Origin of the sequence: Rhodococcus sp. 14-2483-1-2 (assembly GCF_002259405.1) — a bacterium.
Lineage (GTDB): Bacteria > Actinomycetota > Actinomycetes > Mycobacteriales > Mycobacteriaceae > Rhodococcoides.
The window spans coordinates 787,968-812,798 of sequence record NZ_NPFW01000022.1 but is presented as its reverse complement, the minus strand read 5'-3'; the positions used below and the strand labels follow the sequence as shown (position 1 = coordinate 812,798).

At 64.1% G+C, this 24,831-nt stretch carries 27 protein-coding genes and 1 tRNA gene; 17 read left to right on the top strand and 11 right to left on the bottom strand.

Going from position 1 to position 24,831, the window contains the following annotated elements:
* Positions 1–76: 76 nt before the first annotated feature.
* The gene (locus CH295_RS24825) at positions 77–1,234 is read left to right on the top strand and encodes an MFS transporter (RefSeq protein WP_052047593.1); all 1,158 of its coding nucleotides are present in this window, start codon (positions 77–79) and stop codon (positions 1,232–1,234) included.
* 82 nt (positions 1,235–1,316) lie between these two features.
* Positions 1,317–2,006 (top strand): DsbA family protein, encoded by a 690-nt coding sequence (locus CH295_RS24820; protein WP_094742121.1) that lies wholly within the window; start codon positions 1,317–1,319, stop codon positions 2,004–2,006.
* Here the strand turns inward: CH295_RS24820 and CH295_RS27945 are convergent.
* Positions 1,999–2,163 (bottom strand): hypothetical protein, encoded by a 165-nt coding sequence (locus CH295_RS27945; protein ID WP_155292893.1) that lies wholly within the window; start codon positions 2,161–2,163, stop codon positions 1,999–2,001. The two genes, CH295_RS24820 and CH295_RS27945, sit on opposite strands and share 8 nt — an antisense overlap.
* Here CH295_RS27945 and CH295_RS24815 point away from each other — a divergent pair.
* Positions 2,134–2,206: transfer RNA gene (locus CH295_RS24815), tRNA-Ala, on the top strand. The two genes, CH295_RS27945 and CH295_RS24815, sit on opposite strands and share 30 nt — an antisense overlap.
* Before the next feature lie 133 nt (positions 2,207–2,339).
* Here CH295_RS24815 and CH295_RS24810 read toward each other — a convergent pair.
* The gene (locus tag CH295_RS24810) at positions 2,340–2,684 is read right to left on the bottom strand and encodes a histone-like nucleoid-structuring protein Lsr2 (RefSeq protein ID WP_037190211.1); all 345 of its coding nucleotides are present in this window, start codon (positions 2,682–2,684) and stop codon (positions 2,340–2,342) included.
* Positions 2,685–3,221: 537 nt separating this feature from the next.
* On the opposite strand from CH295_RS24810, the gene CH295_RS24805 reads away from it, so the two are divergent.
* Complete coding sequence (locus CH295_RS24805) at positions 3,222–4,292, top strand: N-acetylmuramoyl-L-alanine amidase (RefSeq protein WP_094742120.1); 1,071 nt, start codon at positions 3,222–3,224, stop codon at positions 4,290–4,292.
* A gap of 11 nt (positions 4,293–4,303) precedes the next feature.
* Positions 4,304–5,350, top strand: coding sequence for a CobW family GTP-binding protein (locus CH295_RS24800; protein WP_094742119.1), 1,047 nt, complete (start codon positions 4,304–4,306; stop codon positions 5,348–5,350).
* Between the two features lie 5 nt (positions 5,351–5,355).
* Here CH295_RS24800 and CH295_RS24795 read toward each other — a convergent pair whose 3' ends face one another.
* From CH295_RS24795 to CH295_RS24785, 3 genes are read right to left on the bottom strand one after another with little or no spacing between them, the layout of a single operon-like run.
* Positions 5,356–5,769 carry a molybdenum cofactor biosynthesis protein MoaE gene (locus tag CH295_RS24795; protein WP_037189816.1) on the bottom strand — a complete coding sequence of 138 codons (414 nt, stop codon included), beginning with the start codon at positions 5,767–5,769 and terminating at the stop codon, positions 5,356–5,358.
* The gene (gene moaCB, locus CH295_RS24790; protein WP_094742231.1) at positions 5,762–6,772 is read right to left on the bottom strand and encodes a bifunctional molybdenum cofactor biosynthesis protein MoaC/MoaB; all 1,011 of its coding nucleotides are present in this window, start codon (positions 6,770–6,772) and stop codon (positions 5,762–5,764) included. The genes CH295_RS24795 and moaCB overlap by 8 nt, the downstream gene beginning before the upstream one ends.
* Positions 6,769–7,959, bottom strand: a complete 1,191-nt coding sequence (locus CH295_RS24785) for a molybdopterin molybdotransferase MoeA (protein WP_094742118.1) — start codon at positions 7,957–7,959, stop codon at positions 6,769–6,771. Before CH295_RS24785 ends, moaCB begins: the two co-directional genes overlap by 4 nt.
* Positions 7,960–8,106: 147 nt before the next feature.
* Between CH295_RS24785 and moaA the strand changes: the two genes are divergently transcribed.
* A complete protein-coding gene (gene moaA, locus CH295_RS24780; protein WP_502694534.1) occupies positions 8,107–9,195 on the top strand; it encodes a GTP 3',8-cyclase MoaA in 1,089 nt (362 codons plus the stop codon).
* Positions 9,188–9,442: a MoaD/ThiS family protein gene (locus tag CH295_RS24775; RefSeq protein ID WP_037189809.1), complete on the top strand. Its 255-nt coding sequence runs from the start codon at positions 9,188–9,190 to the stop codon at positions 9,440–9,442. Before moaA ends, CH295_RS24775 begins: the two co-directional genes overlap by 8 nt.
* A gap of 42 nt (positions 9,443–9,484) precedes the next feature.
* Here CH295_RS24775 and nadE read toward each other — a convergent pair whose 3' ends face one another.
* On the bottom strand, positions 9,485–10,330 hold the full coding sequence (gene nadE / locus CH295_RS24770; protein ID WP_037189807.1) for an NAD(+) synthase: 846 nt from the start codon (positions 10,328–10,330) through the stop codon (positions 9,485–9,487).
* Between the two features lie 55 nt (positions 10,331–10,385).
* Here nadE and CH295_RS24765 point away from each other — a divergent pair, with 55 nt between their 5' ends.
* Complete coding sequence (locus tag CH295_RS24765) at positions 10,386–11,174, top strand: fructosamine kinase family protein (protein WP_094742229.1); 789 nt, start codon at positions 10,386–10,388, stop codon at positions 11,172–11,174.
* A gap of 35 nt (positions 11,175–11,209) precedes the next feature.
* On the opposite strand, the gene CH295_RS24760 is transcribed toward CH295_RS24765, so the two are convergent.
* Positions 11,210–11,809 (bottom strand): TetR/AcrR family transcriptional regulator, encoded by a 600-nt coding sequence (locus CH295_RS24760; protein WP_037189803.1) that lies wholly within the window; start codon positions 11,807–11,809, stop codon positions 11,210–11,212.
* A gap of 104 nt (positions 11,810–11,913) precedes the next feature.
* Between CH295_RS24760 and CH295_RS24755 the strand changes: the two genes are divergently transcribed.
* The 7 genes from CH295_RS24755 (at position 11,914) to nrdF (ending at position 18,557) form a co-directional block, all read left to right on the top strand.
* Positions 11,914–12,480 (top strand): NAD(P)H-dependent oxidoreductase, encoded by a 567-nt coding sequence (locus CH295_RS24755; protein ID WP_037189802.1) that lies wholly within the window; start codon positions 11,914–11,916, stop codon positions 12,478–12,480.
* Between the two features lie 43 nt (positions 12,481–12,523).
* Positions 12,524–12,646: a type B 50S ribosomal protein L36 gene (ykgO, locus tag CH295_RS24750; RefSeq protein WP_037189801.1), complete on the top strand. Its 123-nt coding sequence runs from the start codon at positions 12,524–12,526 to the stop codon at positions 12,644–12,646.
* A 400-nt stretch (positions 12,647–13,046) separates the two neighbouring features.
* A complete protein-coding gene (locus CH295_RS24745; protein ID WP_032398330.1) occupies positions 13,047–13,280 on the top strand; it encodes a redoxin NrdH in 234 nt (77 codons plus the stop codon).
* Between the two features lie 24 nt (positions 13,281–13,304).
* Positions 13,305–13,766, top strand: coding sequence for a class Ib ribonucleoside-diphosphate reductase assembly flavoprotein NrdI (nrdI, locus tag CH295_RS24740; RefSeq protein WP_037189800.1), 462 nt, complete (start codon positions 13,305–13,307; stop codon positions 13,764–13,766).
* Positions 13,767–13,802: 36 nt separating this feature from the next.
* Entirely contained in the window at positions 13,803–15,968 is a 2,166-nt protein-coding gene (gene nrdE / locus CH295_RS24735) for a class 1b ribonucleoside-diphosphate reductase subunit alpha (protein ID WP_037189798.1), read from the top strand.
* 67 nt (positions 15,969–16,035) lie between these two features.
* Complete coding sequence (locus tag CH295_RS24730; protein ID WP_094742117.1) at positions 16,036–17,430, top strand: DUF2252 domain-containing protein; 1,395 nt, start codon at positions 16,036–16,038, stop codon at positions 17,428–17,430.
* Positions 17,431–17,591: 161 nt separating this feature from the next.
* Complete coding sequence (gene nrdF / locus CH295_RS24725; protein ID WP_008717549.1) at positions 17,592–18,557, top strand: class 1b ribonucleoside-diphosphate reductase subunit beta; 966 nt, start codon at positions 17,592–17,594, stop codon at positions 18,555–18,557.
* A 25-nt stretch (positions 18,558–18,582) separates the two neighbouring features.
* Here nrdF and CH295_RS24720 read toward each other — a convergent pair whose 3' ends face one another.
* The 4 genes from CH295_RS24720 to CH295_RS24705 form a co-directional block, all read right to left on the bottom strand.
* Positions 18,583–18,780, bottom strand: coding sequence for a type II toxin-antitoxin system antitoxin (locus tag CH295_RS24720; RefSeq protein ID WP_094742116.1), 198 nt, complete (start codon positions 18,778–18,780; stop codon positions 18,583–18,585).
* A gap of 3 nt (positions 18,781–18,783) precedes the next feature.
* Positions 18,784–19,701, bottom strand: coding sequence for an SPFH domain-containing protein (locus CH295_RS24715; protein ID WP_037189793.1), 918 nt, complete (start codon positions 19,699–19,701; stop codon positions 18,784–18,786).
* A 98-nt stretch (positions 19,702–19,799) separates the two neighbouring features.
* Positions 19,800–20,273: an NUDIX hydrolase gene (locus tag CH295_RS24710; protein ID WP_037189792.1), complete on the bottom strand. Its 474-nt coding sequence runs from the start codon at positions 20,271–20,273 to the stop codon at positions 19,800–19,802.
* A 4-nt stretch (positions 20,274–20,277) separates the two neighbouring features.
* A complete protein-coding gene (locus CH295_RS24705; RefSeq protein ID WP_094742228.1) occupies positions 20,278–21,282 on the bottom strand; it encodes an iron-siderophore ABC transporter substrate-binding protein in 1,005 nt (334 codons plus the stop codon).
* A 383-nt stretch (positions 21,283–21,665) separates the two neighbouring features.
* Here CH295_RS24705 and ctaD point away from each other — a divergent pair, with 383 nt between their 5' ends.
* Both ctaD and serB read left to right on the top strand, forming a co-directional pair.
* Positions 21,666–23,456 carry an aa3-type cytochrome oxidase subunit I gene (ctaD, locus tag CH295_RS24700; protein WP_037189791.1) on the top strand — a complete coding sequence of 597 codons (1,791 nt, stop codon included), beginning with the start codon at positions 21,666–21,668 and terminating at the stop codon, positions 23,454–23,456.
* A gap of 144 nt (positions 23,457–23,600) precedes the next feature.
* Entirely contained in the window at positions 23,601–24,827 is a 1,227-nt protein-coding gene (gene serB / locus CH295_RS24695; protein WP_094634171.1) for a phosphoserine phosphatase SerB, read from the top strand.
* Positions 24,828–24,831 lie beyond the last annotated feature (4 nt).

The following is a 24,831-nucleotide window of genomic DNA, read 5'->3' as shown; positions in this document are numbered from 1 at the left end:
CGACTCACCTCCACCCGACAACGACAGTTCGGCTCCCGAGCCGGCATTCCGACCCGGAGGCAAGCTCCCACCGGAGATCTGGGTTCTGGTGTCGGCGGCGTTCGTCATCGCGCTCGGATTCGGCATCGTCGCGCCCGCTCTGCCACAGTTCGCCCGGGAATTCGGCGTCGGGTACACGGCGGCGTCGGCGGTCATCAGTGCATTCGCTCTCATGCGGTTGCTGTTCGCACCCGCCAGTGGTGCTCTGGTGCAGCGGCTCGGCGAGCGGCCCGTGTACCTGATCGGACTGCTGATCGTTGCGGTGTCCACCGGTGCGTGCGCTCTGGCCCAGACGTATTGGCAGCTGCTGGTGTTCCGCGGACTCGGCGGCATCGGCTCGACGATGTTCTCGGTGTCGGCACTGGGACTGCTGATCCGGATCAGTCCTCCGACCAGTCGTGGCCGCATCTCCGGCCTGTATGCGACCGCCTTCCTGTTGGGAACCATCGGCGGTCCGCTCGTCGGCGGCGCGCTCGTCGGATTCGGTCTGCGGGTGCCTTTCGTCATCTATGCCGTGGCTCTGGTGATCGCCGCGGCCGTCGTGTATTTCACCCTGGGCAATTCCGACCTCGTCAAGCCGGAGAAGGGCTCGGCACCGCCGACGATGTCATTGCTTGCCGCGCTGCGGATCCCGTCGTATCAGGCGGCGCTGGCATCGAATTTCGCCAACGGTTGGGCTGTGTTCGGTGTTCGGGTGGCCTTGGTGCCGTTGTTCGTGGTGGAGGCGATGCAGCGATCCGAGGTGTTCGTCGGTATCGCGCTGACAGTGTTCGCAGTGGGAAATGCGCTGGTTCTCACCAGTGCAGGTCGCCTGTCCGATGTGCGCGGACGCAAGCCCTTCATGGTGGGTGGGTTGGCGGTGTGCGGCCTGGGGACCGTCGTGATGGGGTACGTCCACGATCCCGTGCTGTTTCTCGTGGTGTCGTTGATCGCCGGCATCGGATCGGGTCTGATGAGCCCCGCCCAGCAGGCCTCGGTTGCCGACGTGATCGGCTCGAAGGCGCGCGGAGGGCCCGTACTGGCTGCATTCCAGATGGCCTCCGATGTCGGCGCGGTCATCGGCCCGATCGTGGCCGGGATGATCGTCGAACAGGTCTCGTTCGGTCCGGCTTTCGCCGTGACGGGAGCGCTGCTTCTCCTGGCAGGACTCTGGTGGTCGCGAGTTCCGGACACCCTCGGACGCGAGCGCGCCTGACGGGCGCAACCGTAGTATTCGCTGTGTGAGCCAGAAGAAGATATCGAGTACGAAACACACACCCGAGGCAACCTCCAATACGATGACCTACGTATTGGGTGGCATCGCATTCGTCGTAGTGGTGATCGTCATCGCGGTGGCGATCATGTGGCAGAGCGGAAGCGACGCTCCACGCAACGATGGCTACGGAACGGTCAAGAATCCGGTGGTCGAATTGTCGTTGCCGGGTGACGGGGTGGTGCAGCTGTCGCGTCCGGAAGCGCAGCGGGTCATCGATGTCTTCGAGGATCCGATGTGCCCGTTCTGTGGCGACCTCGAAGTGAAACACGGCCAGGAGCTGGCTCAGAAAATCGACGACGGTGTCGTCTCGGTGAATTACCACCTGGTCAATTTCCTGGATCCGCAGTCGCCGTCCGGTGACTATTCGACGCGTGCCGTCGCGGCGTCGCACTGCGTGGCAGCGACAGAGAACGCGCGGGTCTACTCCGCATTTCACGCCGGGCTGTTCGACCCGGAATTTCGCCCCGAAGAAGGTGGTGACTCCGACCGAACCGATGCCGAACTTGCGGAACTCGCCCGATCCGTCGGAGCCAGCGATCTGGCAACGGAGTGCATCGCCGCCGGTGCGCAGCGCGACGCAGCAGTAGCGGATGCGAACACCGGACGGGACGCGTTGGCGGCGTCGGGTGCCCGTGGAACGCCAGGGGTCCTCGTCGACGGTCAGGTCGTCGATGCGCTCGGTGACTCGGAATGGCTTGCGTCGATCAACTGATCTCCTGGGCGTGGGTGCGGTCGGTGATCGAGGATTCGGTACCGGCCGCACCAGGTGATTTGTTGCTGCTGCGACCGATGGTGTAACTTCGTTCGAGCAACCGCATGAGCGGGAGCACGCAGTACTCGGGGCTATGGCGCAGCTGGTAGCGCACCACACTGGCAGTGTGGGGGTCAGGGGTTCGAGTCCCCTTAGCTCCACCGTGAAGGACAAGCTCGTTTTCGGTCAATGAAAAAGCGTCGCCCCCGGGCGACGCTTTTCTTGTTTCGGTGTCACCGACCGCCGAGTCGGCATCCGAGCGTCCCGCCCGGAGCCGATTCGTCGATCGACGGCTCAGTGTGCTGCGTCGAACGCCTGCTCTACCTCGGCGGGGATTCTGCCTCGCGCCGAGATGTTGTGGCCGTTCGCCTTGGCCCATTCTCTGATGGCTTTGGTCTGATTGGCGTCGCGCTTGGCGCCGGTTGCGGGAGTGCTCGACTTCTTCGTTCGCTTTCCACCGACCTTGGTGGAGTGCTCGATGTAATAGTCGAGCTTGCGGTGAAATTCCTTCGCGTTCTTGTCGCTCAGGTCGATTTCGTAGCTGACTCCGTTGACCGAATAGGTTATGTGTTCGCCACCGGATTCGATCGGTTTTTCGTCGATGTCGTCGACTAGTTGCACATAGACTTTTCTGGCCATGCTGAAGCTCTCCAATGATGCAGGGGATGATGCGGGGATGTCCAGATCGAACTGAAGCGACTATACGGCTGAACAATGTGGTTATCCACGCGGGCCGGGGAATTGTTACGTAATTCCCAGAATTGTCTCGAAATCGGATCGTGTGGTTACCGAAACGTCGATATGCATGCGAGAACATTGTCTCGCTGCGACCGTGTGTCATAAAGGAGACAAAAGACGAACCGGCCGGTTCGAAGGCGGTTTTCCATCATCGAGTCGGTTCGTGGTCGTTTCGGTGGGGCCGTGGACGATCTCGGCGTGAAACGACCATTCGTGTCGGCAACGAATCGGTCACGGAAGGCACTCATTTCCCTAACGAATCATTGTGCGAGTCTCCCCGGGGCCGTCTTCTGCTTCACTTGAGGCGCAAGTGTCTGTTGTGACGTGTGGTGCCCCGCGATGCGGTGACCGCTCGGATCAGCGGTGTCCGAGGGGCCGAGAGGGGAGTAGCGCAGCGAGCTCCACCGTTGCGCCCACGACGATATGAAATCTGCACCGATGACAAGGTCGGCAGTAACGGCGCTGATGTGCGCCGGAGTGCTCGGTGTCGGAGTGCTCGTGTCGGCGCCGGCCATCGCCGCACCGTCCAGCACAGCGCCCGCCGCCGGCACCGAGTTGTCGGGGAAGACAGTGTTCCTCGACCCGGGTCACCAGGGCACCGCACACTCGGAGAATCTGCAGCGGCAGGTGAACGACGGGCGGGGAGGCACCAAGGATTGCCAGACCACCGGTATGACCACACTGGACGGCGTGCCCGAGCACACGATCAACTGGAAAGTCAGCGAGCTGGTCCGATCGAGCCTGGAGAGTCTGGGTGCGACGGTCGAGACGAGTCGAGCCGACGACACCGGCTGGGGCGGATGCGTCGACGACAGGGCGCGGGCCGCCAGCGAGTCCGGTGCCGACGTGGCCGTGAGTATTCATGCGGACTCCACGAGTACGACGACCGATGCGGACAAGCACGGGTTCCATCTGATCGTTCCCACTCTGCCGATTCCGAGCGCGGCTGCCGATGCTGCCCAGTCCGAGGGGGGACGGTCGGCATCGACGCTGATGCGAGACTCCTACGTGCGCGCAGGCTTCGAGCCCGCGAACTACGCAGGGGTCGAGAACGGGATACAGGAACGATCCGATGTCGCCGGGCCCGCGCTGACCACGGTGCCCCTCGTGTTCGTCGAGATGGGCAACGGATCCAACCCCGGCGACGCAGCTCTTCTCGAGAGCTCGGACGGTCAGCTGAAGCATGCGATCGCGATCTCGACGGGGATCATCGACTACCTCCTCGGGGCCGAAACCGCCTCCACCCCAGCGGACGCCGTCACCACGACTGCGGCTACCCCCGCCGCGACAGCGACGACCGACACCGCCGCGCCCGCAGCGACGTCAACCGGCCCCGCAGGCCCCGCGGCCGAGGGGCGTAGCGCATTGTCGAGGTTGCTCGAGAGCGTGTCCCCGTACGTGAATGCATTCGGCGTCGACGGCCTGGCAGGACTCGCGACCCCGGACAACGTGAGCAGTGTGTCGACGTTCGCTCGAGGCCTGCTGAAACAGATTCTCATCGACCGGTAGTCTCGGACGCCGTGGCGCGTCGACGAATTCCGGTGGTGATAGTTGCGGGCTTTCTCGGAGCAGGTAAGACCACGCTTCTGAACCACCTGCTGCGCAATGATTCCGGCATCCGAATAGGGGTCGTGGTCAACGACTTCGGGGCGATCAACATCGACTCGATGCTCGTGGCCGGCCAGGTCGATTCGATGGTCTCACTCGGTAACGGCTGCATCTGTTGCGCCGTCGACATCAGCGATATGGACGCGATGTTCGACGCCCTCGCGCACCGTCGGTCCGCCATCGACGTGATCGTGGTGGAGGCCAGTGGCCTGGCCGAACCCCGCAATCTCATCAGAATGGTTCGGGGTAGCCAGAACGAATTCATCGTCTACGGCGGGCTCGTCGGTGTCGTCGACGCGGTGGAGTTCCCGCGGACCCGCACGCGCCATCCCGAGATCGACCAGCACCTGCAATTGGCCGACCTGGTGGTGCTGAACAAGTCGGATGCGGTGACCGAGTCCGAGCGCTCCGCGGTGGTGTCGACGGTGCAGTCCGTCGTAGGAGACGTGCCCGTCGTACCCGTGGCCTTCGGTCGGGTCGACCCGCTGCTGCTGTTCGATCGGCGTGACGATCACTCGGTGGATTCGGCAATGGCGGTGCAGCTGTCGTTCGACGAGCTACTCCGGGAGAACCACGATCACGACCACGATCATGACCATCACCTGCACGCGCAGTACTCACACACCGAATTCGTCACGACGGTTCCCGTCGAACCGCGCCGTCTGATCGAGTTCTTGGAGAATCCTTCCGGAAACCTCTACCGCATCAAGGGATTCGTGCACTTCGGCATCACCGGCTACACGCAGAAGTTCATCGTGCACACGGTGGGCCGACACATCCGATTCGAGGCTGCGTCGTGGGCCCGGGGTGAGCCCGAGCAGACGTCACTGGTGCTGATCGGTACCGATCTCGATGCGTCGGCCGTCGAGCAGCGGTTGCGTGCCTGCGTGAGAGGACCGGACGACGCCGACGACGCCTCCGCCATGCTTCCGGTCCATCGTTATCTCGAGACCGGTTAGTTCCTTTACAGCCCGACCCACTCGGTACGTCCGCCCTCGAATCCCTGACGCTTCCAGATCGGGACCTCGGCTTTGATGCGCTCGACGAGTCGGGCGCAGGCTTCGAACGCTTCGGCGCGATGAGCCGAGCCGACGGCCGCGACGAGCGCGAGGTCGCCGACCCGTAGATCGCCGACGCGATGTACTGCGGCCACTGCCAATCCCGTCTCTGCCGATACCTCCGAGCAGCAGCGGCTCAGGAAGCGTTCCGCGTCGGGATGTGCGCGGTATTCCAGAGTCTCCACCGCATGCCCGCCGTCGTGATCGCGCACGATTCCGCTGAACAGTACAACGGCACCGTGACGCGAATCCTGAACTGCCACCTCTACTTCGGCAGTGCTCAACGGTTCGTTCGAGATACGGGCGACGAGCTCACTCATCGTGGGGGCCTCCTCCGGCGATCTGGGCCAGCACATGGTCGAGGAGCGGGTCGAGAACGGAGAGTCCGTCCTTCACGCCACCCGGCGAGCCCGGCAGGTTGACTACGAGCGTGCGTCCGATCAGACCCGAGACACCGCGGCTGAGCACCGCATGAGGTGTCGCAGATGTTCCGCGGGTTCGGATCGCATCGGCTATCCCCGGCATGTCGATGTCGAGGAGCGCCGCCGTCGCCTCGGGGGTTGCATCGGTGGGGGATACGCCGGTGCCGCCCGTGCTGACGATCAGCGACGGTTCGCCGCGTAGGGCGTCCTGCAACCCCGTAGCGATGTCGGCATCGGCGTACACCAGTGGGCCACGCACGGCGAAGCCCCGGTCGGTCAACCAGGACGCGATGGTGGGGCCGGTGGTGTCCGGGCGAGATCCGTTCGCGCCGCCGGTCGAGGCGACCAGAACCGCTGCGGACCGTGAGGAATCGAATATCGGCGCAGCCGCAGAATCGGGGGAGTCCGCTGCGTCGTCCCGTTGCCAATGTCCGTGCTTACCGCCGTCTTTGGTGAGCAACCGGACACCGTTCATGGTGGCACCGGGATCGACGGCCTTGACCATGTCGTGCAGCGTCAGGCCGGCTACGGCGACCGCGGTCAGTGCTTCCATCTCCACCCCGGTACGTCCGGTGGTGCGGGCGGTTGCCTCGACCGTGATCGACGAGTCGGTGAATCCGAACGAGATCTTCACCGAGGAGAGGGCGAGCTGGTGGCACAGCGGAATCAGTTCCGACGTCTTCTTCGCCGCCGAGATGCCCGCGATGCGGGCGGTGGCGAGAACGTCGGCCTTGGGCATGTCGTCCGCGCGCACGAGCGCGACGACCTCGGCGGTGGTGACGAACTCACCGGCGGCGACGGCCGTGCGCGAGGTTTCCTTCTTGTGCGCCACATCGACCATGCGGGCGCGGCCCTGATCGTCGAGATGAGACAGTTGGGGTTGCGGTACATCTGTGGTCACAGTGGCCACACCTCCACGTCGGATCCTGCAGCGAGTTCGGTTGTCTCGGAGTCGATGTCGATCAGCACATCGGCCCATGCCAGTGCAGCGACCAGGTGCGAGCCGGGACCGGCGACGAGCTCCACCCGCCCGTCGTCGCGCAATCGGCCACGGAGCAGTTGTCTTCGACCGGGCGGAGACACGATCGGTTCGTGCAGGGCCGCATGGGTCGAGAGTACCGGCGGCAGACCGGCCGCTCGCCGAACGATGTTGCGCGCGAACATGATGTACGAGACGACCGTACTGACGGGATTGCCGGGAAAGCTGAGCACGGGAACACCGTCGAACATCGTGATGCCCTGCGGACCACCCGGCTGCATACGAACCGACCCGAAGTTGCCGCCGAGCGGCCGGAGTACGTCCTTGACCACCTCGAAGTCGCCCATCGATACTCCGCCGGACGTGATGATCAGCTCGACCGATTCTGCTGCGGCGTCGAGGATCTCGCGAAAGCGGCTCGGCTCGTCGGAGCTGCGCGAGACGGAGACCACCTCTGCGCCGCTGGCGCGAAGGTGTGCGGCGAGGGTGATGCCGTTCGAGTCGTAGATCTGACCGGGCGTCAGCGTCGAGCCGGCGTCGACCAGTTCGGCACCGGTGGTCACGACGGCCACGCGTGGACGCGAACGAACGTCGATGTCGCCGAAGCCGACGGCAGCGAGAACGGAGATGTGTCGGGGTTCCAGAACGCGGCCCGACTCGACCAGGACTGTTCCGACGCGTACGTCGCTGCCCTGCTCGCGTACGAATTCACCTGCTGCGCGGCTTCTTTCGATCGTCACGGAACCGGCCGCCGGTACGGAGGTGTCTTCGACGGGGACGATTGCGTCCGCTCCGTCCGGAATGGGGGCACCGGTCATGATCTTGGCGGCGCTGCCCGAGGCGAGGACTGCCGATTCCGTCGGGCCTGCGGCGATGATCGTCGAGACCGGAAGCGTCACCGGGGTCGTGGCCACGGATCGAGAATCCACGGCATAGCCGTCCATCTGCGAGTTGCGGAACAGCGGCAGATCGACCGGCGATCGCACGTCCGCGAACGCGACGCGTCCCAGCGCGTCGTCGAGAGGAATTCGCTGAGCTGTTCTCGTGGTCAACGCCGCGAGCAGAGTCTCGACCGCGGCGGTGTGTTCCTCGACCGATACAGCGGTCACTGTGCGAATCCAGTGATCGCGTGCGTGTGCTCAACCGTCATGGGTGCCAATCCTAAGCACGCCGATCCGTCCACTCGGTGTGGGCTGCGGCATAATGGGTAGACACACGAACGACAGACGTGATTTCCGACGGAGACGAGGTACGAGGTGACGGTGGACAGTGTCACCTCGCTGGGCATTCCCGGGTTCGGCACCACCACGGGTTCGACGGCAGGCAGTGTCGGCTCGGTGTCCGACCGGCCGGACGTGCCGCATCTGATCGATCGATTCGGCCGAGTCGCGCGCGACCTGCGTATCTCCATCACCGAGAAATGCTCCTTGCGGTGCACCTACTGCATGCCGGAGGAGGGGCTTCCGGCCATTCCTGCGTCGAACCTGCTCACGCCGACCGAGATCGCGCGAGTGGTGTCGGTGTCCGTGCGGCTGCTGGGTATTCGGGACGTGCGCTTCACCGGAGGCGAGCCGCTGATGCGCCGCGACCTCGACGAGATCTTGAGGCTGTGCTCCGATGCTGCGGCAGGTGTACCGCTGTCGATGACCACCAACGCAGTGGGTCTGGAGCACCGCGCCGGGGCACTGGCCGATGCCGGTTTGACCCGGGTCAACGTGTCCCTGGATTCGGTCGACCGCGAAGATTTCGCGCGGCTGACCAGACGCGACCGATTGCCGTCGGTACTGGCCGGCATCCGAGCGGCGAAGCGAGCGGGCATCGGTCCGGTGAAGATCAACGCAGTTCTGATGCGCGACACGCTGTCCGGTGCAGTCGATCTACTGCGCTGGTGTCTCGACGAAGGGGTGGCACTGCGCTTCATCGAGCAGATGCCGCTCGATGCCGACCACGAGTGGGCTCGGGCCAACATGATCGACGCCCAGACCTTGCTCGACGAGCTGTCCACCGAGTTCGACCTACGTGAGGTGGGGCGCGCCGATCCGTCGGCACCGGCCGAGGAATGGAGCGTCGACGGTACCGATGCGACCGTCGGCATCATCGCGTCGGTGACGCGCTCGTTCTGCGGTGATTGCGACCGCACCAGGATCACTGCAGAAGGAACGATTCGGTCCTGTCTGTTCAGCGACGACGAGACCGATCTTCGGGCAGCTCTGCGCGGCGGTGCCACCGACGACGAACTGGCAGCGGTGTGGCGCGGGGCGATGTGGAACAAGTGGGCGGGGCACGGCATCGACGCCGACGGCTTCGTACCTCCCACCCGCAGCATGGGAGCCATCGGTGGCTGACACCCGGGTGGAGGTGCGGTACTTCGCTGCAGCGGTCGACGCGTCGCACTGCGAGTCCGAGTACCTCACCGTGCCGGTCGGTGCCACCCTCGCCGATCTGCGAGAGCTGATCCTGTCTCGGCACGGCGCGCCGATGGAGCCGATTCTTCGGGTCTCGGCCTACCTGGTGGGAGATGATCTCACCCGCGATCTCGGGCGCACGATCGGCGGCAGGGTCGACGTACTGCCGCCCTTCGCCGGCGGCTGAGCACACCCGGTTCGCCGCGCCACCGACCTGTGGCTGCCCGATTCAGCTGCTTCTCTTCCACCAATCGTCGAACGGCGTCACGGGCACCGTGCGCTTGTGACGAGTTGCGAGGAACATCTTCTCCAGCTTGTCGGCGACCTCGTCGGTGACGTCCTTGCCCTCCAGGTAGTCGTCGATCTGTTCGTACGTGACACCGAGCGCTTCCTCGTCGGGTAGCGCCGGACGATCGTCCTCGAGATCTGCGGTGGGAACTTTGCGCCAGGTGCTCTCGGGTGCTCCCAGTTCGCGCAGCAGCGCCGCACCTTGACGCTTGCTCAAGCCGGTCAGCGGAGTCAGATCGACGCCGCCGTCACCGAACTTGGTGAAGAAACCGGTGATCGCCTCGGCGGCGTGATCGGTGCCCACCACGACGTAGCCGAGTTCGCCGGCGAGTGCGTACTGGGCCACCATGCGCTGGCGGGCCTTGATGTTGCCGCGGACGAAGTCTCGGATTTCGGCACTTCCCAGCGCGTCCGCGGTCGCGGCCGCTGCGGCGTCGGCAGCGTCCTTGATGTTCACCGTCACCGTGCGGTCGGGATCGATGAATTTCAACGCGATCGATGCGTCGTCCTCGTCGGCCTGCACACCGTAGGGGAGGCGAACGGCGACGAACTCGGCCTCGTGTCCGTCGGCTCGGAGCTCCGTTGCTGCCTGTTGGGCGAGTTTGCCGGTGAGCGTGCTGTCCTGACCGCCACTGATTCCGAGTACGAATCCCGAGGCCGGAGTCGACGCCAGGTAGTCCTTGAGAAAGTCCACTCGTCTGCGGACCTCCGTGATCGGGTCGATGGTCGACTGCACGGCCAGCTCACGCATGATCCCCGAGCGCAATTCCGAGTTGATGTGTCCCATCACGCCATCCTAATGACGAGTGCCGGGATTCGATCTCGCGCCGTGCGTAGTGTCGGTGGTCGTGAGTGGATCCTCCGATACCTTCGTCAAGCGAAACCCCCAGGCCCACCCCGACTTCTACGCCGCCGAGGCCGCCGGGCTTCGGTGGCTCGGCGAGGCGGCGGCCCCGGTCGTCGAAGTGATCGGGCACGACCGGACGTACATCGAACTCGAGCGGCTGGCCGCGGCCCGTCCCACGCTCGCCGCAGCCGAACGATTCGGGCGCGCACTGGCATCGACGCACTCTGCCGGAGCCGGTGGGTTCGGTGCGCCGCCGGTCGGCTCCGACGGCGTCGCTTTCTCGGGTCAGCTGTTCATCGGATCCCGGCCCATGAGCAGTACGGTGCACCGAACCTGGGGTGCCTTCTACGCGGCCGAACGAGTGGTGCCGTTTCTCCGAATCGCGGTCGACGCCGGCACCGTGACACAGGGCGAGGCGGCGATCGTCGAATCGGCGTGCGGACGCATCGCGGACGGCGACTTCGACGACGCGGAGCCGCCGAGCCGTATTCACGGCGACCTCTGGAACGGCAACGTGTTCTGGACCGACGCGGGAGTGGTGCTGATCGACCCGGCAGCGCACGGTGGGCACCGCGAGACCGATCTGGCGATGCTCGCACTGTTCGGTTGCCCCCACCTCGACGTCGTCGTCGACGGCTACGAGGCGGTGCAGCCGTTGCGATCCGGGTGGCGCGAGCGCACGGCTCTGCATCAGCTGCATCCGCTCGCCGTTCACGCGGCCGGGCACGGCCGCGCGTACGGCACCGCGCTGCACGCGGCGGCCGCGGCCGTCGTCGGGCTGTGAGCGACGGATCTGCCGAAGGCGAGTTGCCCCGATGGCTATCGGACTCGAGTTGCCCGGCGTACTAGGTCTTCCCAGCCGTCGGCCAGGCGATCCATCGGCATCCCCAGATCTCGGTACTGGTGGAGTACCAGGGTGGCCTCGAGTGGTGTGAGCAGCCAGTACGCGAGCAATTCGAGATCCCCGTCCACCTCGGCTGCGCGGAGCAGCGACAGGACGTGGGTGAAGTTGACCATGTGCGCCGGGGCGGAATATCGCGCGTCGTCAGCGCTCTCCGCGGCGCGCAGCACTTCCCCCTGGACGTTGACGAACTCCAGTCGAGCTCGGCCGAAAGCGACGAGGCGATCGATCGGGTCGGCTCCCGGGCCGAGCGGCGGGTCGCCGAACATGAACGAGTGCTGCAGCTTCTTCTCGGTGTGGTCGAGCAACGCGCGCATCAGCCCGGCCCGGTTCCCGAAGCGACGGAATACTGTGCCCTTGCCCACTCCGGCCTTGCTGGCCACTGCGTCCATGGTGATGGCGTCGGCTCCGACGGTCGCCACCAGATCCGTTGCGGCGTCGAGGAGCAGCCGACGGTTGCGCGCTGCGTCGCACCGTTCGGATTCCTCGCCCGCTATGGGCAGCATCGGGCCGGTCACAGCCGAAGCCTACCTTGCCGGGAACATAAATGGACCACGGTCCGTTTGGATGGTAGGAATTGACACGACGATCACGTCATCCGAACTTGCGAAGGAATAACCTCATGTCAGACGCTCATGTACTCGTTCTCGTCGGAAGCCTGCGCGCCGAGTCGGTGAACAGGCGAATCGCCGAGACCGCTGTCACCGTGGCACCCGCCGGTGCCGAGGTAGTGGTCTACGACGGACTCGGAGATGTCCCCTTCTACAACGAGGACATCGACGTCGAGGGATCGGTGCCCGAGGGCGCACTCGCGCTGCGGGCCGCTGCCGAAAAGGCCTCGGCGTTGTTGCTGGTCACGCCCGAATACAACGGCACCATTCCGGCCGTGCTGAAGAACGCCATCGACTGGCTCTCCCGTCCGTACGGTGCAGGTGCCATGGTGGGCAAGCCGGTCGTCGTCATCAGCGCGTCGCCCAGCGGCAACGGAGCCAAGTGGGCACACGAGGACACCAGCAAGGCCGTGCGCATAGCAGGCGGAACCGTTCTCGAAGATGTCCAGCTCTCCATCGGCGGCACCATGGACAAGTTCGGTTCGGCGCACCCGCGCGAGAACGCCGAGGTCTCCGGTGAGATCGGCCATGTCGTCGCCGAGTTGGTCAAGGCTGCCGACGAACTCGTGAGTGCGTGACCCTGTCTCGGTTATGAGAATCATTTTCATGTAAGATGGTTTCATGAAGGTGAGAAACTCGTTGAAATCGCTCAAGAACAAGCCCGGTGCACAGGTGGTACGACGCCGTGGCACGGTGTTCGTGATCAACAAGAAGGAACCGCGGTTCAAGGCGCGTCAGCGCTGACGACTGCGTGATCGACGACGAGGGCCCTCGGAGAAGTTCGAGGGCCCTTCGTCGTGCCGGGGGAGCGTCGGCACGCGTCACTGTCCCGGCCGAGTTCCGTTGTGATGGACAACACATAGTCGGTGTGACGTGCGACACGCCGATGCAGCTCGATATTTCCGGCCCGATAAAGCCGTGACCAGCGAATACCAAGCATGTTGTTCGCAACATCTCGTGTTGTAGGCAGATGTCGGACACTAGGTGTAGTGTTTGACCGACCGAGAGGCCACAACTCGAAGAACGTGCACAACGGGCTCGAGCAGGTCGAAGTCGCCCTGAGCGGGAGATGTTCTCGGTGCCACACGCAGAGCACATCGGTCGCGTCGGTGCACCCGATGGCGACAACGGAAAGAGGGACACCATGAGCATCACCGTTTACACCAAGCCCGCCTGCGTTCAGTGCAATGCCACCTACCGCGCCCTCGACAAGGCGGGTATCGAGTACTCGGTCATCGACATCTCGCAGGATCCCGAAGCGCGCGACTACGTCATGGCCCTCGGTTACCTGCAGGCCCCGGTTGTCGTCGCCGGTGACGATCACTGGTCCGGCTTCCGTCCGGACCGTATCAAGACCCTCGCAGCGAACGCTGCTTGAACAGAACGAGAAAGTGAGTGAGCGGTGAGTTCGCAACCGCAGTCCTCCCACTCACTGGTCTACTTCTCCAGCGCGTCCGAGAACACTCATCGCTTCGTCTCGAAGCTGGGCATTCCCGCGACACGAATCCCTCTGCGTGATCCGGACGGCACCTTTCGTGTCGACACTCCCTACGTTCTCGTCGTGCCGACGTACGGGGGAGGGACCACGTACTCCGGGCGCGACACCAACTACGTCCCCAAGCGAGTGATCAAGTTTCTCAACGACGAGCACAATCGCTCGTTGATCCGAGCTGTCATCGCTGCCGGAAACACGAACTTCGGTGACTCGTTCTGCTTTGCGGGAGATGTCATTTCGCAGAAGTGCGCAGTTCCGTATCTGTACCGATTCGAATTGATGGGCACCCCCGAGGACGTAGTGCGGGTCCGCGAGGGGCTGGAGGACTTCTGGGAACGTGAAGTCCGACGCGCCGCCCACACGCACTAGAGCACCACACACCACATACCCAGTAGGAGCATCGCCGTGGCACCGACCATCACCGACGCAGCACCCGTACCCACCACCGTCCGCGGCGACGGCGACATGGATTACCACGCGCTCAACGCGATGCTCAATCTGTACGGTCCCAACGGTGAGATCCAGTTCGAGAAGGATCGCGAGGCTGCCAATCAGTACTTCCTGCAGCACGTCAATCAGAACACCGTGTTCTTCCACGATCTGGACGAGAAGTTGGACTACCTCGTCGAGGAGAACTACTACGAGCCCGAGGTTCTGGATCAGTACTCCCGCGAGTTCGTCAAGTTCCTGATCAACCACGCGTACTCGAAGAAGTTCCGGTTCCCCACGTTCCTCGGGGCGTTCAAGTACTACACCTCGTACACGCTCAAGACGTTCGACGGCAAGCGTTACCTCGAGCGTTTCGAGGACCGGGTGTGCATGGTGGCGCTGACGCTGGCCGCCGGGGACGAGGCTCTGGCCACCGATCTGGTCGACGAAATCATCGCCGGCCGCTTCCAGCCCGCTACACCGACCTTCCTCAACTCCGGCAAGAAGCAGCGCGGCGAGCCCGTGTCCTGCTTCCTGCTGCGTATCGAGGACAACATGGAGTCCATCGGCCGCTCCATCAACTCTGCTCTGCAGCTGTCCAAGCGCGGTGGCGGAGTTGCCTTGCTGTTGAGCAACATTCGCGAGGCCGGTGCGCCCATCAAGCGCATCGAGAACCAGTCCTCGGGTGTCATCCCGATCATGAAGCTGCTCGAGGACTCGTTCTCGTACGCCAACCAGCTCGGTGCACGTCAGGGCGCAGGCGCGGTGTACTTGCACGCGCATCACCCCGACGTCTACAAGTTCCTCGACACCAAGCGTGAGAACGCGGACGAGAAGATCCGCATCAAGACGCTCTCGCTCGGAATCGTCATCCCGGACATCACGTTCGAGCTGGCGAAGAAGAACGAGGACATGTACCTGTTCTCGCCGTACGACGTCGAACGCATCTACGGCGTCCCGTTCGCAGATATCGACGTCTCCGAGAAGTACTACGAGATGGTCGACGACAAGCGGATTCGCAAGACCAAGATCAAGTCGCGTGAGTTCTTCCAGACGCTCGCCGAGTTGCAGTTCGAGTCCGGTTACCCGTACATCATGTACGAGGACACCGTCAATCGTGCGAACCCGGTGAAGGGCAAGATCACGCACTCCAACCTGTGCTCGGAGATTCTCCAGGTCTCGACGCCGTCGACGTTCAACGACGATCTCTCGTACAGCCATGTCGGCAAGGACATCTCGTGCAACCTCGGTTCGCTGAACATCGCGAAGACGATGGACTCGCCCGACTTCGGTAAGACCATCGCCGTGGCCATTCGCGGCCTCACCGCTGTGTCGGATCAGACGCACATCTTCTCCGTGCCGTCGATCGAGCAGGGCAACAACGATTCTCATGCCATCGGCCTGGGTCAGATGAACCTGCACGGTTACCTCGCCCGCGAGCGCATTCACTACGGGTCGACCGAGGGAATCGACTTCACCAACATCTACTTCTACACGGTGTTGTTCCACGCCATTCAGGCCTCGAACCAGCTGGCCAAGGCGCGCGGCCAGTACTTCAAGGGCTTCCCGGATTCCAAGTATGCGTCGGGGGAGTTCTTCGACAAGTACACCGATCAGGTCTGGGAACCCGCTACGCCCAAGGTCGCGAAGCTGTTCGCCGACTCCGATGTCACCATTCCGACGCAGGCCGACTGGTCCGCGCTGAAGGCGTCGGTGCAGGAGTACGGAATCTACAACCAGAACCTGCAGGCAGTGCCGCCGACCGGCTCCATCTCGTACATCAACAACTCCACCTCGTCGATTCACCCGGTGGCGTCGAAGATCGAGATTCGCAAGGAAGGCAAGATCGGCCGCGTCTACTACCCGGCACCGTACCTCGACAACGACAACCTGGATTACTACCAGGACGCGTACGAGATCGGGTACGAGAAGATCATCGACACCTACGCTGCCGCAACGCAACACGTGGATCAGGGCCTGTCGTTGACGCTGTTCTTCAAGGACACCGCCACCACCCGCGACATCAACCGCGCGCAGATCTACGCATGGCGCAAGGGCATCAAGACGCTGTACTACATCCGTCTGCGTCAGTTGGCCCTCGAGGGCACCGAGGTGGAGGGCTGCGTGTCCTGCATGCTGTAGTCGTCGCTGTCGGTCGACCCGTGGCGAATACCGCTGTACCGCGGCGCGCTGCGGAGCATAATCAGGCATGGACACCGAAGCGGGCGGCGAGGTCGAATCCAACACCGATGTGACGATTGCTCGGAAGGACGCGCGTCCTTCCGAGCAATTCTTGCGTGGTCGACACGCCCGCCGGCGCGTACCCCGCAGCCGCTTGGCCTTGTGGGATCCGGCCTCGCGTGGTCACGATGCGCTCGAAACAGTGCTGGCGCAGAACGTCATTCGGGTGCCGGAGCTGCTGCCGATCCGATACGCCCGAATGTCCGCATCGCCGTGGACCTACTTCCGTGGTGCCGCTGCCGTGATGGCAGCCGACCTCGCGTCGACTCCGCACACCGGCGTCGAGGTCCAGTTGTGTGGAGATGCGCACGTGCTGAACTTCGGATTGTGGGCCACTCCCGAACGAAACCTGTACTTCGACCTCCGCGACTTCGACGAAACCCTGCCCGGCCCGTTCGAATGGGACCTCAAACGGCTGGCGACGTCACTGGTGGTCCTCGGGCGAGAGAACGGGGTCGATGCGCAGCGTTCCGATCGGGCGGTCGCAGCAATGACGGCGGCGTATTGCAGAAAGATGAGGGCATACGCGAACACGCCGGAGATCGACATCTGGTACGACCGCATCGACGTCGCAGGTCTGCTCGGTCACTTCTCGTCGGGCATCGCCCGTCACGCAGAGAAACTCATCGAAACGAAAGCCGAGCGTCGGACCAGCCGTGGGGCGTCCCGCAAGTTCACCGAGACGAGGGACGGGCGTCGAAGAATTCGCGAGGACGCACCTTTTCGCACGCACGTGGGTGATTCCCAGATCGAGCTGGTGCAGGCGGTGATCGCCGGTTACAGCGAGTCGGTCGACGACCACATCTGGAGTCTGCTGTCCAGGTTCCGAGTTCTCGACGTCGTTCGACAGGTGGTCGGCGTCGGGAGCGTGGGAATGCGGGTGTATCTGGCACTGCTGGAAGAACGGCGGACGTGCGACCCGTTCTTCCTGCAGATCAAGCAGGCAGGGCCGTCGGTGTTCGAGCAGTTTCTCGAACCGAGCAGGTACGACAATCACGGTGCCCGCGTGGTCAACGGACAGAGAATGCTGCAGAGCGCGACCGACATGTTCGTGGGATGGACGGCTGTGGGGGACATGAACTTCTACGTTCGGCAGTTCCGCGACATGAAGGTCATTCCCGACGGCGAGATCATCGGGCCGTACCTTACCGAATTCGCCACCGCGTGCGGTGAGGTTCTCGCGCGAGCGCACGCCCGTAGTGGTGACGCGGAGGCGATCGCCGACTATCTCGGCCGCGGAGACAATGTCGATCGGGCGATGGTTGCCTTCGCGCACGCCTACGCCGATCAGAACGAGCGTGATCACGCGCAGTTGGTGGCTGCCATCGAGGCCGGAACCGTCCCGTGCTCGGTGGGGTGGTGACCGTTGACTCGTGAGACCACGGTCGTTCCCCGCGGCAACACTCCGGGCACACTTTGTAGTGCCTCCCTGAACTGTCGGACACAACGGGTAGTGTTCGTGTCAGCGACTTTTCACGTAGCTTCGTCCCCACTTCTCGCTCATCGACCTGTAGGTAGGCACTCATGGTAAAGCTCATCGATCGTGTCTCCGCGATCAACTGGAATCGGGTCCAGGACGACAAGGACTCCGAAGTCTGGGAGCGTCTCACCAGTAATTTCTGGCTGCCCGAGAAGGTGCCGGTGTCCAACGACATCCCGTCGTGGGCGACGCTGACCGCTGTCGAGAAGCAGTTGACGATGCGCGTGTTCACCGGACTGACGCTGCTGGACACCATTCAGGGCACAGTCGGCGCTGTCAGCCTCATCCCGGACGCCATCACTCCCCACGAGGAAGCGGTGTACACCAACATCGCGTTCATGGAATCGGTGCACGCCAAGAGCTACAGTTCCATCTTCTCCACCCTCAGCTCCACCCGCGACATCGACGACGCGTTCCGCTGGTCCGAGGAGAACGTCAACCTCCAGCGCAAAGCCGAGATCGTCCTCAACTTCTACCACGGTGACGATCCGCTCAAGCGCAAGGTCGCGTCGACCCTGCTCGAGTCGTTCCTGTTCTACTCCGGCTTCTACCTGCCGATGTACTGGTCCTCACGGGCCAAGCTCACCAACACCGCGGACCTGATCCGTCTGATCATCCGCGACGAGGCCGTGCACGGGTACTACATCGGCTACAAGTACCAGAAGGGTCTCGAGAAGGTCAGCGAGGCGCAGCGTGAGGAGCTCAAGAACTACACGTTCGAGTTGCTGTTCGAGTTGTACGACAACGAGGTCGAGTACACCCAGGACCTCTACGACGAGATCGGCCTGACCGAGGACGTCAAGAAGTTCCTGCGCTACAACGCCAACAAGGCACTGAACAATCTCGGCTACGAGGGCCTGTTCCCCAAGGACGAGACGGACGTCAACCCGGCGATCCTGTCGGCGCTCTCACCCAACGCCGACGAGAACCACGACTTCTTCTCCGGTTCGGGTTCCTCGTACGTCATCGGCAAGGCCGTCAACACCGAAGACGAGGACTGGGACTTCTGAGACCGCTCGCGCCGTTCCGGGACGCTCACGAATTCGGTGGGCGTCCCGGCGGGCGAATGTCCTCGGCGTCCTTGGGCATTCGGCCCTTCTCGCTCAGCGCGCGCCGCAGCAGGAACTCGATCTGAGCGTTGGTGCTCCGCAATTCGTCGGAGGCCCAGCGGGCGAGGGCGTCGTGCACCGCTGGGTCCAACCGCAGCAGTAGCTTCTTACGTTCGACGGCCATGGCTCACTGGTACAGCGATCCGGTGTTGACGACAGGTTGCGTGTCGCGGTCGCTGCACAGCACCACGAGCAGATTCGACACCATCGTGGCCTTGCGCTCCTCGTCGAGCTCGACGACGTGCTTCTCCTCGAGCTTCCCGAGCGCCATCTCGACCATTCCGACGGCACCTTCGACGATCTGCTGACGGGCGGCGATGACCGCCCCGGCCTGCTGACGCCGCAACATTGCCTGGGCGATCTCCGGGGCATAGGCCAGACGGTTGATTCGGGTTTCGATCACCTCGACCCCGGCCGAACGTACACGTGCGTGCACCTCCTCCGACATGGCGGCAGTGATCTCGTCGGCGTTCTCCCGCAACGACATTCGCCCTTCGGCGTCGTACGGGTAGCTACCGGCGATGTGCCGGACGGCAGACTCGGTCTGGACGGCGACGAACTCCTCGTAGTCATCGACCTGGAACGATGCCAGTGCAGTATCGGCAACCTGCCAGACGACGATGGCGGAGATCTCGATCGGATTGCCGTCGGCGTCGTTGACCTTCGATTGCCCGGTCTCGTGGTTGCGGATTCGCGTCGAGATGGCCCGGCGGTACGTCAACGGATTGGTCCAACGAAGTCCCGGCGTCCGCAGGGTGCCGCTGTACGAACTCCCGAGAAGCTGAAGAACGCGAGCCTGATTCGGTTGCACCAGCGTCAAGCCCATGAGTGCCGGCAGTGAGAGAACGAACAGAACGACCCCGGCTGCGACGAGTCCTACGACGGTGAACACGAGCCCGAGCGCGAACGCGGCGATTCCGCCGAGGAACAGCGTGAGGCCGATGCCGAGCATCGACCAGCCGGGCAGATCCCATCCCGGGCGCTCGGCGATGGTGGTGGTCGGGGTACCCGTCGGCTTCTCGGCGACGGTTGCAGGTGCGGACATGAGAACCTCCCTCTCGATGTTGATAGTAAAGTGATATCACATTATGAATCGAGAGGGGGGCGGTTCGGTGGAACGGTGTCCTCGGTGGGGTGGGGGAGTCAGCGCCGGAACCACGCCGACGGCTCGCCGGCGATGGCCTTCTCTATGCGCAATCGCGAAGTGGCCGTGAGGTTTTCCGGGAGGGCGTCCAGTGCGAACCAGGCGACGTCGAGATTCTCGTCATCGGCAACATGAGGCGTGCCTCCGGTGTACCGAGCGAGGAACGTGATGTCGAGATACTGCGCGACGTCGCCGTTGGGGTACGTGATCGGCTCCGTCACGTCGACGCTCGTCAGGCGCACGATCGAGGCGTCGACCCCGGTTTCCTCGCCGATCTCGCGCAGGGCGGCCGGGGCGGGTTCCTCGCCCGGTTCGAGGATTCCGGAGACCACGGCCCAGGTGTTGTTGTCCGCTCGCAGGGTCAGCAGCACGCGCCGGTCGTCGTCGAGAACGACAGCGCTGACACCGGACAGCCACAGCGGCGACGTACCGACGACGCTGCGCAGGGCGCGGACGAATTCGGGAATCGGCATCGCGTCAGGAGACGTAGGCGTTCAGGGAAGCGGACAGATCGTCCAGAACGGCCCGTGCGGCGACGACGCCGCTGCCCGACCACACCGTGTCGTTCACGGCGAACACCCGACCGTCGGTGACCGAACCGAGAGCGTGCCACGCGTCACCGTCCATCACCTCGCGCCCGAACGTCTCGCCGTCGGGGCCCGCGAATCGCACGTAGACGATGTCTCCCTCGACCGGCGAGAGGTTGTCCGACTCGACCGAGAACGTCGCGTCGCGCTGGCTCTGGGGCCGACCGACTCCCACCTCGTCGAGTATCTGGCCCGCGAACGAGTTCGGTCCGTCCACCTCGATGGAGTCCGCAGCGAATCGGACGACGGACGCCTGGGTCTGGGTGGCGTCGATCTCGCGACCGACTCGTTCGGCATCCGCGGAGAACGATGCGAGTGCCTCGAATCCCGCTTGGCCACGACCGAGCGCCGCCGCGGACTGCAGGAAGGTGTCCTTCCAACCCTGCCCGGTTGCGGTGAAGACGGTCGGGGCTATCGCCGTGAGCCTGTTGTAGGTATCGGATCCGAGAGAATCGGCACCCAGGATCAGGTCGGGGTCGAGGGCGGCGATGGCATCGATGTCCGGTGCACCCACCGGGCCGACGGACGGGACGGACGCCAATCCGGTGCCCAGGTACAGCGGTTGATCGCCGTCACCGCGGAAATCGGGGTCGATCGTGGCCGCCCCGACGACACGCTCCCAGATTCCGACCGCGCAGCTCGCGTCCAGTCCTGCGGCATCGAGTACGACGATGCGCTGGGGGTCGGCCGGAATGGCGCTGATGCCCTCGGCATGGCCCACGGGTCGGGTGTCACCCTCGATGCCGGTCGGGTCGAGTGGTGCCAGTGCTGGGCACAGGCCCACGGTGTCCCGGTTGTTTCCGACCACTCCGGCGCCGGCGATGTTCGTGGTCGTGCGGATGATGGTGGACGCGTCGTCCTGCGTCTCGGAGTCGGAGCAGCCGGCCAACGCCATGGTTGCGGCGAGGCATACGGCGGCGACGGCACCGATCCTGCGCGGCGCACACGAACGGGGGACTCGCGGGTGGAGTGGCAACGCGGGACTTCCTTCGACGGGTCGGGTGGTCTCACACAGTATCGGAAGGCCGCCGTCGCAGAACACCCGAACGGACGCCGTCGAGCGTGCGGAATCGGCGACGATCGCGGCGTTCCCCGCTGCGTCGGAAATGCCGACAGCGCAGGCAGATCGCGCGATCCGGGCCTTCTCGATTCGGCCCAATACGACACACGGTAGGACCGGTTCGGCAAGTGCCGGTCCGACGGTCTACGATTCGAGGAGCGCACGACTAGATGACGTCGCCTCGTGGTTCGAGGTCCGACGCGCAATCAGGAGGATCTGTGACTGCCCTAGCGCCTAGGCCCGCTCCCGCGGTGGATGCTGCTCGGCCGTTCCCGCCGAGGACGGGACCGAAGGGGTCGTTTCTGCACAAAGCGGTGACGACCACCGATCCCAAGGTGTTGGGAATCATGTACATCGCGACATCGTTCGCGTTCTTCCTCGTCGGTGGACTCATGGCGCTGCTGATGCGCGCCGAGTTGGCCATTCCGGGAATGCAGTTCCTGTCCAACGAGCAGTACAACCAGCTGTTCACCATGCACGGCACCATCATGCTGCTGCTGTACGCGACGCCGATCGTGTTCGGATTCGCGAACTACATCCTGCCGCTGCAGATCGGCGCTCCCGACGTCGCGTTCCCGCGGTTGAACGCGTTCTCGTACTGGCTGTACCTGTTCGGTGCCTTGATCACCACGGCCGGGTTCATCACTCCCGGCGGCGCAGCAGACTTCGGTTGGACCGCGTACACCCCACTCACCTCGGCTCTGCATTCGCCGGGCGTGGGTGCAGACCTGTGGATCATGGGTCTGGCCATCGCCGGTCTCGGCACCATCCTCGGCGGCGTGAACATGATCACCACCGTGATCTGCTTGCGCGCCCCCGGTATGACGATGTTCCGCATGCCGATCTTCACCTGGAACATCCTGGTGACGTCGATCCTGATTCTGCTGGCTTTCCCGCTGCTGACGGCGGCCCTGCTCGGCCTGGCGGCCGATCGTCACCTGGGTGCGCACCTGTTCGATCCGGCAACCGGTGGCGTGTTGCTGTGGCAGCACCTGTTCTGGTTCTTCGGTCACCCCGAGGTCTACATCATCGCGCTGCCGTTCTTCGGAATCGTCTCCGAGGTGTTCCCCGTCTTCTCGCGTAAGCCGATCTTCGGTTACTCCGGTCTGATCTACGCAACGATCGCGATCGCCGCCCTCTCCATCGCGGTGTGGGCGCACCACATGTACGCCACGGGCGCTGTGTTGCTGCCGTTCTTCTCCTTCATGACGTTCTTGATCGCGGTGCCCACGGGCGTGAAGATCTTCAACTGGGTCGGCACGATGTGGCGAGGCCAGGTGACATTGGAAACGCCGATGCTGTTCTCGCTCGGCTTCCTGATCACCTTCGTCTTCGGCGGCCTGACCGGTGTTCTGCTGGCGTCGCCGCCCATCGACTTCCAGGTCACCGACACGTACTTCGTGGTCGCCCACTTCCACTACGTGGTGTTCGGCACCGTGGTGTTCGCGACGTACGCCGGCATCTACTTCTGGTTCCCGAAGATGACGGGCCGGATGATGGACGAGGCACTGGGCAAGTGGCACTTCTGGCTGACGTTCTTCGGATTCCACGCCACGTTCCTGGTGCAGCACTGGCTCGGAAACGAGGGCATGCCGCGTCGCTACGCCGACTACCTTCCCTCGGACGGATTCACCGAGCTGAACGTCATCTCCACGATCGGTGCCTTCATCCTCGGTGCCTCGACGCTGCCGTTCGTGTGGAACGTGTTCAAGTCCTACCGATACGGCGAGGTCGTCACCGTCGACGATCCGTGGGGCTACGGCAACTCGCTGGAGTGGGCCACCTCCTGCCCGCCGCCGCGACACAACTTCACCGAACTGCCTCGGATCCGTTCCGAGCGTCCGGCGTTCGAGTTGCACTACCCGCACATGGTCGAACGGATGCGCGCGGAAGCGCACGTCGGGCCGGGAGCACACGGTGGTAAGACCACCGCAGTCCTCGAACAGGCCCGCCGGGCTCCGATCGCCACCAGCGATCACGAAGGGTCCGGAGACCCGGACCCCAAGTAGTCCACAGCAGAGCGAGAGCCCCTCCCGGCTACCGGGTGGGGCTCTTCGCTTGCGACAATCTCGTGGCGTGTTCGGGCTCGCTCGTTCACGACAGGTGACACGAAGACCTATCCGGCCGCTGGCCGTGCGCGAAAGGGAGATCCGGTGACTTCGAGCGACACCGCAGTGCTGGTGACGGTGACAGGACCCGACAAGCCGGGCGTCACATCGGTGCTGTTCGCAGCACTGTCACGGCACAACGTCAGCCTCCTCGACGTCGAGCAGGTGGTCATTCGCGGCAGGTTGACTCTGGGCGTTCTCCTGTCCTGCCCCCGCGACCCCGAAGCACTCCAGGAAGAGTTGGAGGACGCGATGGCGACGGTCGGTGTGCACGTCGATGTCGAGATCGACACCGCGCGGGGCGGTGGTCAGATCCTGGCCACCCACGTCGTCGTCGTTCTGGGCCGACCGGTGACCGCTCGTGCCTTCAGCACCATCTCCCGTGAACTCGCCCGACAGGGCGCGAACATCGATGCGATTCGCGGAATCGCCGACTATCCGGTCACGGGCCTCGAACTTCAGGTGACCGCAACCGACACCTCGCCGGATGCCGACCTGCAACTGCGCACCGGCCTCGCGGCCATCGCAGCCGGAATCGGCGTAGACATCGCCGTGCAGCGCGGCGGAATCGCACGGCGATCCAAGCGGCTGATCGTGTTCGACGTCGACTCGACGCTCGTCCAGGGTGAGGTCATCGAAATGTTGGCTGCCCGCGCCGGGCGAGAGGACGAAGTTCGTGCGGTCACCGAAGCTGCCATGCGCGGTGAGATCGACTTCGCGGAGTCGCTCGAACAGCGGGTTGCCGTGTTGGCGGGGCTCGACGAATCCGTCATCGACGAAGTGGGCGAGAGCCTGGAACTGACGGCGGGCGCCAGGACCACCATCCGTACCCTCCGTCGTCTCGGATTCGCCTGCGGCGTCGTATCCGGAGGATTCCGGCAGGTCATCGAGGGACTCGCGCACGAACTCGAACTCGACTACGTCAAGGCGAACACCCTCGAGATCGTCGACGGCAAGCTCACCGGCCGGGTGATCGGAGAAGTGGTCGATCGTGCTGCGAAAGCGACGGCACTGCGCGAGTTCGCGGCACAGTCGGGAGTGCCGATGGAGCAGACCGTCGCCGTCGGCGACGGAGCGAACGACATCGACATGCTGACGGCCGCGGGCCTGGGGGTCGCCTTCAACGCCAAGCCTGCGTTGCGAGAGATCGCCGACACGGCTATCTCGCATCCGTATCTGGACGCGGTTCTGTTCATCCTCGGCGTCACCCGCAACGAGATCGAAGCTGCGGACGCAGTCGACGGGGGAGTCCGCCGCGTCCCGATCCCATGATCGG